Below are 13,708 nucleotides of genomic sequence, written 5' to 3'. Positions count from 1 at the left end.
TGATGGTGATGCTGCGGCAGTTGGTGCAGGGCATCCGCCCGCAGAGCCTCACCGACCTCGGCCTGGCCGCGCCGTCCGCGAGCTGGCCGACGCCGCCACCACCCCGGTCACCGTGCACACCGACCTGCCCGCGCCGCTACCGGAGATCGTGGAGACCACCGCGTTCTTCGTGGTGTCCGAGGCGCTGGGCAACGTCGCCCGGCACGCCCGGGCGACCGGCGCCGAGGTACGCCTCAGCCAGCCCGCCGGTGATCTCGTCGTCGAGGTGTCCGACAACGGTCAGGGCGGGGCCGACCCGGCTCGGGGCAGCGGCCTCACCGGGCTCGCCGACCGGGTCGCCGCCGTGGACGGCCGGCTGCTGCTCTCCAGCCCGCCCGGCGGCCCTACAGTGGTCCGGGTGGAGCTGCCATGTCGCCGCTGACCCGGGTGCTGCTGGCCGAGGACGAGGTGCTGCTGCGGGAGGGTCTGGTCGCGCTGCTGACCCGCTTCGACTTCGCGGTCTGCGCGGCGGTCGGCTCCGCGCCCGAACTGCTGGCGGCGGCCCGTGACCAGCAGCCGGACCTGGTGCTGACCGATATCCGGATGCCCCCGGGCCGGCACGACGACGGGCTGCGCGCGGCCGTCACGCTGCGCGCCGAGCGGCCCCACCTGCCGGTGGTGGTGCTCAGCCAGTACGTGCAGACCGGGTACGCGGCGGCGCTGCTGGACAGCGGCGACGGCCAACGGGTGGGCTACCTGCTGAAGGACCGGGTGGCCGAGGTCACCGAGTTCGTCGACACCCTGCGCCGGGTCACCGCCGGCGGCACCGCCATCGACCCGGACGTGGTCCGGCAACTGCTGCACCGCCCACGGGACCCGCTCGCCGCGCTCTCCGCCCGGGAACGCGAGGTGTTGGCGCTGCTCGCCGAGGGCCGGTCCAACGCCTCGATCGCCGGCCGGCTGCACGTCAGCGAGGCGGCGATCGGCAAGCACGTCGGCAAAATCCTGCTGAAGCTCGACCTGCCGCCCAGCGACGACACCAACCGCCGGGTGCTCGCGGTGCTCACCTACCTGCGCGCCGACCCGGTGAGCTGACCGGCGCCGGGCCGGGATCGGGCCGGACCGCCCCGGGCGTAGATTCTCCTCAGCGGAACCGCCGCCCGATCTGGGCGCGGACCAGGGGAGATGGGGGCGCGGCATGGCGGAGGCGTTGCGGGTTGGCCTGCTGGGATACGGGCTGGCGGGGCGGGTGTTTCACGCACCGCTGATCGCCGCGACCCCCGGGCTGCGGCTGGACGCCATCGTGACCCGCGATCCGCAGCGGCGCGAGCAGGCCGGTCAGCACTTCCCGGACGCCCGCCTGGTCGACGACGCCGACGAACTGTGGCGTACCCCGGACGCCCTGGACCTGGTCGTGGTCGCGACGCCGAACCGGCACCACGTGCCGATGGCGCGGGCGGCGCTCACCGCCGGCCTGCCGGTCGTCGTCGACAAGCCGCTGGCCGCCACGGCGGCGGACGGTCGGGCGCTGGTCGACGAGGCGGCCTCGCGTCAGGTGCCGCTGACGGTGTTCCAGAACCGGCGCTGGGATGGCGACTTCCTGACCGCGCGCCGCCTGGTCGAGCGGGGCGAGCTGGGCCGGGTGCTGCGCTTCGAGTCCCGGTTCGAGCGCTTCCGGCCGACCATCAAGCCGGGCTGGCGGGAGTTGGCGGGCGCCGAGGAGGCCGGCGGCGCCCTCTTCGACCTCGGTGCCCACCTCGTCGACCAGGCGGTGCAGCTGTTCGGCCCGGTCGACCGGGTCTACGCCGAGGTGGACCGTCGCCGTGCCGGCGCGGCCGTCGACGACGACGCCTTCGTGGCGTTGACCCACGCGAACGGGGTGCACTCGCACCTGTGGATGGGCGCGGTGACCGCCCAACTCGGGCCTCGGCTGCGGGTGCGGGGCGACCGGGCCGGTTACACGACGTACGGGCTGGACGTGCAGGAGGCGGCGCTGCACGACGGCGGGCGTCCGGGCCAGCCGGGCTGGGGCGAGGTCCCGCCGGAGCGGTACGGCCTGCTCGGCGTCGACGGTGACCTGCGACCGGTGCCGACCGAGCCGGGCGCGTACCAGAGCTTCTACGCACAGGTGGCGGCGGCGCTGCGCGACGGCACACCGCTGCCGGTGGACCCCCGGGATTCGGTCGCCACTGTCGAGTTGATCGAGTTGGCGCACCGGTCGGCGGCCGAGGGCGTGGTGCTGCCGGTCCCGACCGCCTGACGTCGCCGGCGGCCTGGAGGCGGGCGGAAACCCGGTGGAGCGGCCCGCTCCGCGCCGTTACCGTGCTGCGCAACCAGGTCGTCTGCCGTTGTGGTCAGCTTCGCCGCGCGCATCCCGGTCCGGCCGGTGGGGGCCTACTCGGCGTCCTGCTCGGACCGGGCTTCGTCCGGCGACCGGGCGTCGTCGTCGGTCAGCGCGTCGTCCGACCGGCTGACCATCTTGGCGAGCTGACGCTCGGCCTCCCGGACCTCCTCGTCGAGAGTGGGGTTCTCCTCGTCGGGATCCTGCGACATCAGCGACCTCCATCGGGCACAACCGGCAGACCTCGGCGTACCCGGCCTGGGGGCGGGAACACGGGACGCACTCGCCCTACGGGCCGAACATCGTTACGCCGCTGTCACCAGAACGGCTGCGGCGGGTGAAGGCTGTGCGCCGGGCCGGTCGGCGGGCGCGCCGGGCGGAAACCCGGGGCGTTGCCGACCCGGCCCGGTGCCGGATCAGCGCTGCTTCAGCTCGCGCCAGGAAGGGTGGGTGCCGCGCCAGGCGTCGGCCAAGATGGCCGCCGAGGCCCGGCTGGGGCACTGCTGCACCCGCTCACGACCCGACGCCCCACCGATCTGGGCGCGGACCTCCCAACCCTGCCCATCAGTACGGATATACACGTCCCGGCGCCCGCGCGGAGTCGTGTCTCCGTTCCACCAGTGCTCCTCGACCTTCATTCGCCGACCGTATAGCAATTTTTGCGCCAAGGGTACGGCGCAGGAAGGCCCAGAACAGGGCACGAGTGACAATCCAGGCGTAATTCGGGCCAAGCGTTAACGGTTCGAAACCCCAGCGCCGGCTCCACCCCTGCTGATCAAGCGGTTTGGGTCAGGAAGCGCGGCCTCGGTGACGCAAATTTCTTGATCAACTCGGGGTGGTCAGGAGGTAGTCGTCGGCTTCGGGGCTCCAGCGGAGGTCGAGCACGCCGGCGGTGGCGGCGGCCTTACAGAACTGGAGGAAGCTGCGGTAGCCGAGCTTCTTCTCGCTGAAGTCGGGTCGGGCCCGGCGCACCTGGTTCTTCAGGCCGGACAACGCCACCGGGTTGCCGCCGCTGCCCAGGTCCGCCACGACCCCCCGGAGCAGGCCGAACGCCACCTCCCGGTCGCCGTGCTCGGGCAGCGAGACCTCGGGATCACCCTTCGCGGGACCCTCGGCCAGCTCGATCACGTTGCGCTCGGCGAGGTGGCGCAGCAGCTCGCCGAAGGTGCGGAAGCCGTAGTCGGACTCACTGAACGTGGGGTCCTTGCGCAGCAGGGTGCGCTTGAGTCGGGACGCGGTGACCTCGCCGTTGGCGCTGCCCTGCAATCCGGCGACCGTCTGGGCGACCTGCACGGCGAGGCTGTCCACGTCCCGGCCGGGCTCCTCACCCTCCGGTCGGCGGTCCACCTCCGGCTCGTGTTCCCGCTCCGGCTCGGGCGGGCGCTGCTCCGCGCCGGCCGGCCGGGCGGTGGGACGGGCGCGCCGGCCACGGGCCGGCGGGATGTCCACACCCTCCAGTCGGTCGTAGTAGAGGAACTCGTCGCAGGCCGGGGGCAGCAGCGCCGACGTGGAACCCTCGACCCCGACCCCGATCACCCGCTTGTTCAGCTCACGCAACTTGTGCACCAGCGGCGTGAAGTCGCTGTCGCCGCTACAGATGACGAAGGTCGAGATGTAGTCGCGCTCGAACGCCAACTCGATGGCGTCGACGGCCATCTTGATGTCCGCCGCGTTCTTCCGGGACGCGCCCATCCGCTGGGGAATCTCGATCAGCTCGACGTGCGACCGGGTGAGCATCCGGCGGTCCTCGTCGAAGTAGGACCAGTCGGCGTAGGCCCGGCGCACCACCACCCGGCCCCGCTCGGCCAGCGCGTCGGCGATGGGCCGGAAGTCGAAGTCCGCGCCGCCGCGATGGTCCCGCGCCCCCAACGCGAGGTTCTCGTAGTCGAGGAACAGGGCGATCCGATCTTCTTGATCCACGCGGATCAGCCTACGCCGGGCGTGAGCTGCCCGGGCCCGGCGACGCGCGAGACCTCAACTCGTCAACCGTCCAGTTCTTTCGCGCTGATTGTCGCTTCTTTTCGTTGTTCGATTGCCGTCTTGCAGGCCGATGTTCGGTGCTGCATCATGACGATCAATGTCGGGCGTCGGGGGCGCCGGGCGGACCTCCACCACCATTTCACCGAGGAGGGTCACCGATGTTTCGGACCATGCTGCCGGCGCGGGGACGCCCAGGCCGGCCGGCCGGCGCCGCGGCCGCGCTCGCGACCAGCCTCACCATGTTGGTCGTCAGCCCCGCCGTGGCGGTCGCCGGCCCGCCCACGTCCACCGGCGCGAAACCGGTGGTCACCCGGGCCGCGCTCGATCCGGCGCTGGTCGCCGGCCGCGGCGCGGACGTCGACTTCGTCGAGCAGGAGGCGGAGAACGCCAACACCACCGGCGAGATCATCGGCCCGGACCGGTCCGCCTACACACTGCCCGCCGAGGCCTCCGGTCGCCGGGCGGTCCGGCTCACCCCCGGCGAGCACGTGGAGTTCGTCCTGCCCAGCGCGGCGAACGGGATCACCGTCCGCTACAGCATCCCGGACGCGCCCCGAGGTGGCGGGATCACCGCGCCGCTGCGGGTCGCGGTCAACGGCAAGCACCTGCGCACCATGACGCTCACCTCGCAGCACTCCTGGCTCTACAACCAGTACCCGTTCTCCAACGACCCGCAGGCCGGGCTGCTGCACCCGGACTGGTGGATCACCGAGTGCCAGTGCGTGCCGTCGGCCACCACGCCGTACCCGACCATCAGCACGCCGTTTCGGCCCAGCCACTTCTATGACGAGCAGCGGCTCCTGCTCGGGCGCACCTACCGGGCCGGTGACCGGATCCGCCTCACCGCGCCGCCCGGCAGTGCCGCCGCCTGGACCGTCATCGATCTGCTCGACTCCGAACTGGTCGCGCCGCCCCGGGTCCGGCTGCTCGCGGCGAACGTCCTCGCCTTCGGCGCGGACCCCACCGGCCGCCGGGACTCCGCCGACGCGCTGGACCGGGCCATCGCCTTCGCCCGGCGGGCCCACCTGACGGTCTACATCCCACCGGGCACCTACCAGGTCAACCGGCACATCATCGTCGACGACGTGACAATCGAGGGCGCCGGTAACTGGCACACCATCATCAAGGGCCGCGAGGTGACCCTGCCGACCCCCGCGCCGGACGGTTCGGTGCACACCGGCGTCGGGTTCTACGGCCGGGACGCCGCCGACGGCGGCAGCCGCAACGTGCACCTCTCCGACTTCGCCATCGAGGGCGACGTCCGGGAGCGCATCGACACCGACCAGGTCAACGCGATCGGTGGGGCGATGAACGACTCGACGATCGACGGGCTCCACCTGCGGCACACCAAGGTGGGCCTGTGGTTCGACGGGCCGATGCGCAACGTCCGGGTCACCAACAACATCATCGTCGACCAGATCGCCGACGCGCTCAACTTCCACACCGGCGTCACCGATTCCCTCGTGGCGCACAACTTCGTCCGCAACACCGGCGACGACGGCCTGGCGATGTGGTCGGAGCAGACGGCCAACGCGCGGAACACGTTCGACCACAACACCGTGCAGTCACCGACCCTGGCCAACGGCATCGCCATCTACGGCGGCACCGACGCCACGGTCTCGAACAACCTGGTGGCCGATCCGGTCCGCGAGGGCAGCGGCCTGCACGCCGGTTCCCGCTTCGGCGCGGAACCGTTCAGCGGGCACCTGCGGTTCACCAACAACACCACCGCCCGCGCCGGCACCTACGAGTTGAACTGGAACATCGGCCTGGGCGCGATCTGGATCTTCGCGTTGGACCGCAGCATCGAGGCACCCATCGAGGTGACCGGCGACGCGTACCTGGACAACACCTACAACGCGATCATGCTGGTCAGTGACTGGCCGGTGAAGGACCTCTACTCGATCTCCGACGTGCGGTTCCGGGACGTCCGGGTCGACGGCACCGGCACCTCGGTGGTCAGTGCCCGCTCGGCCGGGTCCGCCTCGTTCGCCAACGTGGACGCCCGCAACGTCGGCGCGGTCGGCGTCAACAACTGCGGGTCGTTCCACTTCACCCCGGCCGGTTCGGAATTCACGGTGACCGACCTGGGCGGCAACGACGGCGGCTGGCTCGCCCCGTGGCTGCTGCCCAACACCATCACCTGCGACGACCGGCCACCCGTGTCGCCGCCCCCGCCTCCGGCGCGGTGGTGAGCCGTGGTGGGCGGCCCGCAACGTCGGGCCGCCCACCACGCGGCGAGGTCAGCGCCTCCGGGCGTACGCCAACGGCACGTTCGTCGACTGACCGTGCCAGCTGCCGCTCAGCACGACCCCGGCCGGCCGGTCGGCACTGACTCCCGGCCGCCGCACGACGACCAGTTCGACGGTGTCGGTGTCGATGACCGTACGGTCCTGGTCGACCACCCGCCGCACGGCACCGATCGCCGACGGGCGCGGGTCGGCCGGGCCATTGACGACAACTGTCACCGTCGACCTGCGCGCCTCCCGCCGGCCGTCGACCTCGAAGTACTCCTCCGCCTGACCGCCACCGGCGAGGATCGCGTGGGCGAGCGCGGCGGCGTACACCGGGTCGGCGCAGCCGTCGTACACCCAGCGGCGGCCGAGCGCCGAATGCTCGGCGGTGCCGACCAGCCAGGCGTCCGCACCGTCGAGCGGCGCGGCACGGTAGGTGAGCGGAACCTGGTGGACCGGCCCGTCGGCGGCACCGACGAGCATTGTCTCGATGCCGACCTCGCCGGCCGGGTCGTCGAAGCGGTAGCCGCCTCGGCTCACCACCTCGCCGCCGGCCGGCCCGGCGAACCACTGTCGGCTGGGCAGCCAGGTGGCCAGCAGGTCGAGTTTCGTGGGGCGCAGGGTCGCCCGGTGCAGCAGTGCCATGGCGGAAGCCTAGTCAGAGGCCCGCGCAGGGCTGGCCGCCGATCGTGCAGCTCTCCGGTCCCCGGGCCTTCGGCCGGCTGTCGCGGACGTCGAAGCTGATCGTCTGGGACGCCCCCGCCGCCACCGGGGCTCCGGTGAAGGTGATCGTCCGTCCGTCCCGCCGCCAGTTGGCGCCGTCGACGTCGTCCACTGTGGTGCCCTCGGCGAGGGTGACCACCACGGCCCAGTCCGCCACCGGTACGCCGCTCGGGTTGTCGACCACGATCTCCCCGGTGTAGCCGAAGAGTCGACTGGAGTCGGTCTCGTAGCGGGCCGTCATCGGCGCTGACGGCGGGGGTGGTGGGGCGGACGACGGGGTACGCGAGGGCTTCGCCGACGGGGTCCGGCTCGGGCGGGTGGTCGGTGCCGCGGTGGTGGTCCGGGACGGGCGTGTCGACGGGGTCGCCGACACGGCGACGGTGACCTCGTCTGCCGGCACGCTCGGCGACGGTGTGCCGGCCGGTGCCGGCGCGGCGGCGGGGTTCGACTCGGTCGGCATGGTGATCCAGGCCGCGGTTCCGGCCAGCAGCACGGCCCCGCCGACCGCGGCGACCAGTACCCGCCGCCGACGGCGGGTGCCGCCCGATCTGCCGCGGGCGCCGACCAGCGGCAGTTCGGTGGTCATCCCGGTGTCGCCACGGCCCAGGTCGACCTGTTGGAAGGCGTGCCAGTCCAGGATGGCCGGCAACCGGACGGTCAGCGCCTGCCGGAGCTGCTGCTCACGTGGCTCGTGCTGCTCGGCGGACCACGCGCCGTGCGTGCTGACCTCCCGGACCTCCAGCCGGCAGCCCTGCGTCGTGGGCGTCACCGTGCAGGTCAGCTCGCTGAGCCGGCCGGCCTCGTCGCAGGCCAGCACGAGGAGCTCCAACTCCAGCCGCTCGGTCACCTCGACCTCGACGTCGGCCTCGAAGCCGGGTAGCTCGGCGGTGTGCAGCAGCAGCCGGTCGGGGACGCCCTCGACCGTCTCGGCCTCGGCGAACCACCGGCCGAGCAACTTCCGATCGGTCAGTGCGCGCCAGACCCGGTCGGAAGGGTGGGACAGGTCGACCTGCGCACCGATCTCGATCACGGCGAGACTCTAACGGGTCCCGTCCGAGCCGGTTCCGGCGTCCTGGTCAGCCCCAGCGGCTCGACCGCTCGACCGCGACGGCCAGCGCGGCCCGGGCACCGGCACTCACCTCGGCGACCACCTGCGCCGCCGGCAGGTCCCGGGCCAGCGGATGCGCCTGCCCGGCCCACAGGTTGGCGACCGACTCGTCCCCGTCGCGCCGGGCGGCGGCGAGCAGCGGCCGGGTCAGGTGCAGCACCTGGGGGTAACCGCTCGGTGCCGCCGAGTCGTGCTGACGGAGGAAGTCGTTCGCGACGCCACGGGCCCGCTTACCGGTGAACGACCGGGTCAACGCGGTCGGGGCGGCGCTGGCCACCACCGCCCGGTGCAGCGCGGAGCTGCCCGCCTCCGGGCAGCGTAGGAACGCCGTGCCGAGCTGCGCGGCGGCGGCACCGGCGGCCGAGGTCACCGAGGCACCGCCCTGGCGCCGTTATCCGGTGCTGCTCGCCGGGTTGGCAGTCCTGCTGCTGATCGGCGCTGCCCTGGTGTGGGTGTGGCGACATCGGCGTGGGCGTCGGGTGACGGCTGCCGCCCTGGCCAGCGGCGGCGGGGGCGACGGTGGCCGGGGGACCGTCTATCCGCGCCCGGCGGCGCCCCGGCCGACGCGGCGTCGGCGTACCCCGCCGGTCTGGCTGTTGGTGGGTGCCGCCGTCGTGGTGCTGGCCGGCATCGTCGGCACCGCGGGTTGGACGGCCACCCGGCAGGTCTCCGCCATCGACACGCAGAAGCAGCCGACCAGCGGCGCGTGGATGGGCACCGGGGTCACCGGGCCGGTGGGTGTGCCGCTGCGCGAGTCGGCGTTCGAGTTCACCGTCTACCGGATGACCTGCGGCGCGCCCGGCACCGCCGGAGCGGCCGACGGCGGCGCCGGGTCGGCCGGCGGGCAGCGCTGCCAGGCCACCGTGGGGGTGCGCAACGTCACCGGCGCGCACCAGCCCTGGCACAGTGAGCTGCAACGCGCGTACCTGCCCGGCGGGCGGTGGGTGAGCACCGACGAGACGCCACCCGGGCGGCCAACTTCGGGCGGGACATCTTCGCCGACCCGATGGCAGCGGGCAGTCGGGTGGTGCTTCCGCTGGTGTTCACCGTCGACGGGCGGGACCCGCCCCGACAGTTGGAGCTGCGCAGCGGGGTGTTCTCGGCCGGCGTCCGGGTGCAGATGCCCTGACCGGTGGGCGGGCGGCGGTCGTACCCTTGGGTGCGTGACTGCCGCCCTCGCCCCCGCCGTGCTCGACGTGGCGCAGTGGCAGGCCCGCCGGCGGGCCCACCAGGAGCGGGTGGCTGTCTGGCTGACCCCGCACCTGGCTCGCCGTCACCGCGGCGAGCGGCATCCGGTGGCCGACTTCCTGTTCACCTACTACTCGCACCGCCCGGCCCAGCTGCGGCGCTGGCATCCGGGCGCCGGGGTCGAGCTGCGCGACGCCGCCGTGGGCGAGTTCGGCCGGGACTACCGCGCCACCACCGCCGGGGTCACCCTCGACACCGATGCGGTACGCGCGCGGCGCGGCGACTCGATCGGCTGGATCCGCTCCCTGCTGGCGGCGACCGGTGGGCGGGCGCCGCACTTCGGCTGCTTCGGGATGCACGAGTGGGCGATGGTCTACCGGCAGACCCGCGACGAGCTGCGGCACAACGCCTGGCCGCTGCGGCTGAGCGCGGAGCGGACCGCCGCGGTCGTCGAGGAGCGGGGCGTGCGGTGCAGCCACTTCGACGCGTTCCGGTTCTTCACCGCACCGGCGCGCCCGCTGAATGTGCTCACCCCGACCCGGGAGACGCAGCACGCGAACGAGCAGCCGGGCTGCTTGCACGCCAACATGGATCTGTACAAGTGGGCGTACAAGCTGTCCCCGTTGGTCCCCTCGGAGCTGGTGGCCGACGCGTTCGACCTGGCCCGGGAGATCCGCACGCTGGACATGCGGGCCAGCCCGTACGACCTGGCCGCGCTCGGCTACCCACCGGTGCGGGTGGAGACCCCGGACGGGCGGGCCGAGTACGCGGCGGCGCAGCGCGGGTTCGCCGAGCGGGCCGCGGTGCTGCGCGAGCGGCTGCTGGCCGCCGTTCCGGCCTGACCAAGCGCGCCCGGGTCAGCTCGCCGGACGGGTCCGCAGGCCGTCGATGAGCAGACCGACCACCGCCCGCATGTCGTCGTCGAGGCCCGGCTCGGTCCATTCGGTGCGGTGGGCCGGGTGGTGGAAGCGGGCGGTGGCCTGCAGGATCGCCCGGCCGGCCAGCGCCGGGTCGGACACGCTGAACTCGCCGGCCGCCACCCCGTCCGCCACGATCACGCTGAGCTGGCCGGCGAGGACCTCCAGGTGGGTGGCGACCGCCCCCTCGGAGAGGGTGGCGAGCTGGTGGAAGTTGTCGAACAGCTCCGGGTCCTCCCGGGCCATCCGGCGCTTGCTGCCGCTCAGCTCGGCGAGCCACCGGCGCAGCCGCTCCGGCGCGGGGCCGGAACCGGTGGCCACCCCGATCAGCGGGGTGGAGACCCGGGCCAGCCAGCGCTCGGCGACCGCCTCACGCAGGCTGGCCTTGCTGGCGAAGTGCCGGTAGACGCTGCCGTGGCTGACGCCCAGGGCGCGGGCGACGTCCAGCACTGTGGCCTTGGCCGGCCCGTAGCGGCGCAGCACCTCCTCGGCGGTGTCGAGGATGCGGTCGGCCGTCAGGGCGGTGGCGTCGCTCATCTGCCCAGCCTCCCTGACCGCGCCGCCGGCCGTGGCGCGACCCCCGGTCGACGGTCGCGCCACGGCACGGTGGTCATGCCCGCTCGCTGTCCAGGAATGCCATCTGCGCCTCGTCGTAGCGGGAGCCGGCTGCCGCCCCGGACGGGACGGCGGCCTCGATCGCGGCGAGGTCGGCCTCCGTCAGGGTGACCGCCGCGGCGCCCAGCGCCTCGGTCAGCCGTTCCCGGCGGCGGGCGCCGATCAGGGGCACGATGTCCTCGCCCCGGGACAGCACCCAGGCGATGGCGATCTGCGCCACTGTGACACCGCGTGCCTCGGCGACGGCGCGCAGCGCGTCCACCAGGGCGAGGTTGCGGTCCAGGTTCGCGCCGGCGAACCGGGGCAGGTGGCTGCGGAAGTCGGTGGCGTCGGTCTCGCGCTGCGGCGTCCAGTGGCCGCTGATCAGGCCCCGGGACAGCACCCCGTACGCGGTGACGCCCACGCCCAGCTCGCGGGCGGTGGGCAGGATCGCGGCCTCGGGGTCGCGGGAGATCAGCGAGTACTCGATCTGGAGGTCGGCGACGGGGTGCACGGCGTGTGCCCGACGCAGCGTCTCGGCGCTCACCTCGGACAGGCCGATGTGCCGCACGTGGCCGGCCTTGACCAGCTCGGCCAGGGTGCCCATCACGTCCTCCACCGGCACGTCCGGTGCGAGCCGGGCCGGGCGGTAGATGTCGACGTGGTCGGTGCCGAGCCGGCGCAGGGTGTACGCCAGGAAGTTCTTGATCGCGACGGGTCGGAGGTCGCTGCCGTTCCAGCCGCCGTCGACGTCACGCAGTGCGCCGAACTTGACGCTGATCACCGCGTTGTCGCGGTTGCGGCCACGCAGCGCGTCGCGCAGCAGCATCTCGTTGTGGCCCATCCCGTAGAAGTCGCCGGTGTCGAGCAGGGTGATGCCGGCGTCGAGCGCGGCGTGGATGGTGGCGATGCTCTCGGCCTCGTCGCTGGCGCCGTAGAGGTCGGACATGCCCATCAGGCCGAGACCGAGGGCGGAGACGGTGGGGCCGGTGGTGCCGAGGGTGCGGGTGTTCATGGGTCTTCCTCTCCTGGGTGGACCTCATCACCGTACACCCTTCGACTAACAGATTCCAGATTCTGTCACCCGATAGTCGGAGAAGGTGGTGACCGTGCCGGGAAAGCGGGCTACTCGCCGTCGGCGCGGCGATCCCGCTTGCGCTGGGACTGGCGCTTCTTGTCGGCCAGCCGACGCTCCTTGGCCCCGCGGGACGGGCGGGTCGCTCGGCGGGGCGGCGGTGGCGGCGCGGCGGCCTCGCGCAGCAGCGCGGCCATCCGTTCCCGGGCCGCCTCCCGGTTGGCCAGTTGGGCGCGGTGCTCGCTGGCGGCGATCGTCAGCACCCCGTCGACGAGCCGGTTCGCCAACCGGGCCAGCGCCCGGGCCCGCAGCGACTCGGGCACGCCCGGCGAGTTGGCCAGGTCGTAGCTCAGCTCGACCCGTGAATCCGCGGTGTTCACGCCCTGCCCGCCCGGCCCGGACGAGCGGGAGAAGCGCTCCCGCAGCTCGCCGGCGGGAACGACCCACCGGTCGGTCACCCGCAGTCCGTCGTCCACGCCCCGAGGCTAACCCGCGACGACCCGCCGGGGGTCATCGGTGCGGCGGCTCACTCGCCGTCGGGGACTGGCTGGGCACCGGCCCGGCGGTCTCCTCGTCGGCGCCGACAGCGGCATACGCCACCGCGCCGAAGAGCAGCAGCGCGATCACCGCGGCCTTCACGGTGACCCCGCGGATCAACGACCAGGCGCCCCGACGAGCCCCCGGCACCGATTTCTTGACGGTCTGGTAATCCTTCCACCCGCGTCGCGCCCGGGCGTAGGCCGACCCCACTGCACATCCGATGACCAGGCCCACCAGCAGGAGGACCGCGAGAAGAGGACGCTCCACCTCCGCCAGTATCCATACCGACCGCGATATTTCCATGGCCCGATGCCAGCACGCCGGATATCCGACAGAGGCGGCCGGCCAGCAGGCGTCCGGGCAGCTCAGCCACCCTTGCCGATGATCGTGTCAGCGGTCTGCCGCACCTGGTCGATCGGAATGGCGAACCCGATACCGATCGACCCGTTTCCATCGATGGTGGCGATGGCGGTGTTCACCCCGACCACCTCCCCACGCGCGTTGACCAGTGGCCCACCCGAGTTGCCGGGGTTGATGGACGCGTCGGTCTGCACCGCGGTGTGCCGGTTGTTGCCCAGCCGCACCTCACGGTCCAACGCGCTGACGATGCCCGCGGTGACCGTCCCGGCCAGACCGAGCGGCGAACCCACCGCGAGCACCGGCTCCCCGACCCGGGTCGCGCCCGGCTTGGCCAGCGGCAACGGGGCCAGACCGGCGGATGCCGGCACCTTCAGCACCGCCAGGTCGCTGCGCGGCTCCCGACCGACCACCTCGGCGGCGAATCGGCGACCGTCGGGCAGCTCCACTGTCACCGGCCCGCCACCGCCCTTGGCCAGGATGTGGTCGTTGGTGATCAGGTGCTGCTGGTCGTCCACGGCGAAGCCGGAGCCGGTCGCGGATCCGCTTGTCGCACCGCCGGCCAACACCGAGACCACCCCGGGTACGGTCCGCTCGGCCGCGGTGACCAGCTCGGCCGGCACCGGGGCAGCGGACGCCGCGGCGGGCCGGCGGCCCCGTCCCGGCCGGCCA

General features: G+C 73.2%; 16 protein-coding genes and 1 pseudogene. 6 read left to right on the top strand and 11 right to left on the bottom strand.

What is annotated here, in order from left to right; all coding sequences use genetic code 11:
- Nucleotides 1–112 precede the first annotated feature (112 nt).
- The 3 genes from JM949_RS39645 to JM949_RS11075 all read left to right on the top strand — a co-directional run bounded on the left by JM949_RS39645 (nt 113) and on the right by JM949_RS11075 (nt 2,239).
- A complete protein-coding gene (locus JM949_RS39645) occupies nt 113–421 on the top strand; it encodes a sensor histidine kinase (protein WP_407664728.1) in 309 nt (102 codons plus the stop codon).
- The gene (locus JM949_RS11080; protein ID WP_203148320.1) at nt 409–1,074 is read left to right on the top strand and encodes a response regulator transcription factor; all 666 of its coding nucleotides are present in this window, start codon (nt 409–411) and stop codon (nt 1,072–1,074) included. Before JM949_RS39645 ends, JM949_RS11080 begins: the two co-directional genes overlap by 13 nt.
- A gap of 103 nt (nt 1,075–1,177) precedes the next feature.
- Nucleotides 1,178–2,239, top strand: coding sequence for a Gfo/Idh/MocA family oxidoreductase (locus tag JM949_RS11075; RefSeq protein ID WP_203148319.1), 1,062 nt, complete (start codon nt 1,178–1,180; stop codon nt 2,237–2,239).
- 134 nt (nt 2,240–2,373) lie between these two features.
- Here the strand turns inward: JM949_RS11075 and JM949_RS11070 are convergent, their stop codons facing one another.
- From JM949_RS11070 to JM949_RS11060, 3 genes are all read right to left on the bottom strand, one after another.
- Nucleotides 2,374–2,532 carry a hypothetical protein gene (locus tag JM949_RS11070; protein ID WP_203148318.1) on the bottom strand — a complete coding sequence of 53 codons (159 nt, stop codon included), beginning with the start codon at nt 2,530–2,532 and terminating at the stop codon, nt 2,374–2,376.
- Nucleotides 2,533–2,736: 204 nt separating this feature from the next.
- Nucleotides 2,737–2,958, bottom strand: coding sequence for a hypothetical protein (locus JM949_RS11065; protein WP_030335934.1), 222 nt, complete (start codon nt 2,956–2,958; stop codon nt 2,737–2,739).
- Nucleotides 2,959–3,145: 187 nt separating this feature from the next.
- Complete coding sequence (locus JM949_RS11060) at nt 3,146–4,240, bottom strand: PIN domain-containing protein (protein ID WP_203148317.1); 1,095 nt, start codon at nt 4,238–4,240, stop codon at nt 3,146–3,148.
- Nucleotides 4,241–4,458: 218 nt separating this feature from the next.
- Here JM949_RS11060 and JM949_RS11055 point away from each other — a divergent pair, with 218 nt between their 5' ends.
- Complete coding sequence (locus JM949_RS11055) at nt 4,459–6,495, top strand: glycosyl hydrolase family 28-related protein (RefSeq protein ID WP_203148316.1); 2,037 nt, start codon at nt 4,459–4,461, stop codon at nt 6,493–6,495.
- A gap of 48 nt (nt 6,496–6,543) precedes the next feature.
- Here JM949_RS11055 and JM949_RS11050 read toward each other — a convergent pair whose 3' ends face one another.
- Genes JM949_RS11050 through JM949_RS11040 form a run of 3 tightly spaced genes read right to left on the bottom strand, consistent with a single transcriptional unit; the run spans nt 6,544 to nt 8,735 of the window.
- A complete protein-coding gene (locus JM949_RS11050) occupies nt 6,544–7,179 on the bottom strand; it encodes a CG0192-related protein (RefSeq protein WP_203148315.1) in 636 nt (211 codons plus the stop codon).
- 13 nt (nt 7,180–7,192) lie between these two features.
- Entirely contained in the window at nt 7,193–8,287 is a 1,095-nt protein-coding gene (locus JM949_RS11045) for a cellulose binding domain-containing protein (protein WP_203148314.1), read from the bottom strand.
- A gap of 46 nt (nt 8,288–8,333) precedes the next feature.
- Nucleotides 8,334–8,735, bottom strand: coding sequence for a nitronate monooxygenase (locus JM949_RS11040; RefSeq protein ID WP_309232105.1), 402 nt, complete (start codon nt 8,733–8,735; stop codon nt 8,334–8,336).
- On the opposite strand from JM949_RS11040, the pseudogene JM949_RS36830 reads away from it, so the two are divergent.
- Together JM949_RS36830 and JM949_RS11035 are read left to right on the top strand one after the other, a co-directional pair.
- Nucleotides 8,710–9,494: pseudogene (locus JM949_RS36830) on the top strand (hypothetical protein); the annotation flags it as partial. The gene JM949_RS11040 and the pseudogene JM949_RS36830 sit on opposite strands and share 26 nt — an antisense overlap.
- 34 nt (nt 9,495–9,528) lie before the next feature.
- Nucleotides 9,529–10,395, top strand: coding sequence for a 3-methyladenine DNA glycosylase (locus JM949_RS11035; RefSeq protein WP_203148336.1), 867 nt, complete (start codon nt 9,529–9,531; stop codon nt 10,393–10,395).
- 15 nt (nt 10,396–10,410) lie between these two features.
- On the opposite strand, the gene JM949_RS11030 is transcribed toward JM949_RS11035, so the two are convergent.
- From JM949_RS11030 to JM949_RS11010, 5 genes are all read right to left on the bottom strand, one after another.
- Nucleotides 10,411–11,007 carry a TetR family transcriptional regulator gene (locus JM949_RS11030; RefSeq protein WP_203148313.1) on the bottom strand — a complete coding sequence of 199 codons (597 nt, stop codon included), beginning with the start codon at nt 11,005–11,007 and terminating at the stop codon, nt 10,411–10,413.
- A 73-nt stretch (nt 11,008–11,080) separates the two neighbouring features.
- Entirely contained in the window at nt 11,081–12,079 is a 999-nt protein-coding gene (locus JM949_RS11025; protein ID WP_203148312.1) for an aldo/keto reductase, read from the bottom strand.
- 110 nt (nt 12,080–12,189) lie between these two features.
- On the bottom strand, nt 12,190–12,615 hold the full coding sequence (gene arfB, locus JM949_RS11020) for an alternative ribosome rescue aminoacyl-tRNA hydrolase ArfB (RefSeq protein WP_203148311.1): 426 nt from the start codon (nt 12,613–12,615) through the stop codon (nt 12,190–12,192).
- Between the two features lie 34 nt (nt 12,616–12,649).
- The gene (locus JM949_RS11015) at nt 12,650–12,946 is read right to left on the bottom strand and encodes a hypothetical protein (RefSeq protein ID WP_203148310.1); all 297 of its coding nucleotides are present in this window, start codon (nt 12,944–12,946) and stop codon (nt 12,650–12,652) included.
- Nucleotides 12,947–13,044: 98 nt separating this feature from the next.
- Nucleotides 13,045–13,708: S1C family serine protease (locus JM949_RS11010; protein WP_203148309.1), on the bottom strand; the 664-nt coding region annotated here is incomplete at its 5' end.

The organism is Micromonospora tarensis, from assembly GCF_016803395.1.
Classification (GTDB): Bacteria; Actinomycetota; Actinomycetes; order Mycobacteriales; family Micromonosporaceae; genus Micromonospora; species Micromonospora tarensis.
The sequence above is the reverse complement of the archived record's forward strand: the minus strand, read 5'-3'. Positions and strand labels throughout refer to the sequence as shown.

What these genes read in the sequence shown, in the direction of transcription:
- JM949_RS11080 (WP_203148320.1), top strand. Translation starts at nt 409, where the DNA reads ATGTCGCCGCTGACCCGGGTGCTGCTGGCCGAGGACGAGGTGCTGCTG.
- JM949_RS11075 (WP_203148319.1), top strand. Translation starts at nt 1,178, where the DNA reads ATGGCGGAGGCGTTGCGGGTTGGCCTGCTGGGATACGGGCTGGCGGGG.
- JM949_RS11070 (WP_203148318.1), bottom strand. Translation starts at nt 2,532, where the DNA reads ATGTCGCAGGATCCCGACGAGGAGAACCCCACTCTCGACGAGGAGGTC.
- JM949_RS11065 (WP_030335934.1), bottom strand. Translation starts at nt 2,958, where the DNA reads ATGAAGGTCGAGGAGCACTGGTGGAACGGAGACACGACTCCGCGCGGG.
- JM949_RS11055 (WP_203148316.1), top strand. Translation starts at nt 4,459, where the DNA reads ATGTTTCGGACCATGCTGCCGGCGCGGGGACGCCCAGGCCGGCCGGCC.
- JM949_RS11050 (WP_203148315.1), bottom strand. Translation starts at nt 7,179, where the DNA reads ATGGCACTGCTGCACCGGGCGACCCTGCGCCCCACGAAACTCGACCTG.
- JM949_RS11030 (WP_203148313.1), bottom strand. Translation starts at nt 11,007, where the DNA reads ATGAGCGACGCCACCGCCCTGACGGCCGACCGCATCCTCGACACCGCC.
- JM949_RS11025 (WP_203148312.1), bottom strand. Translation starts at nt 12,079, where the DNA reads ATGAACACCCGCACCCTCGGCACCACCGGCCCCACCGTCTCCGCCCTC.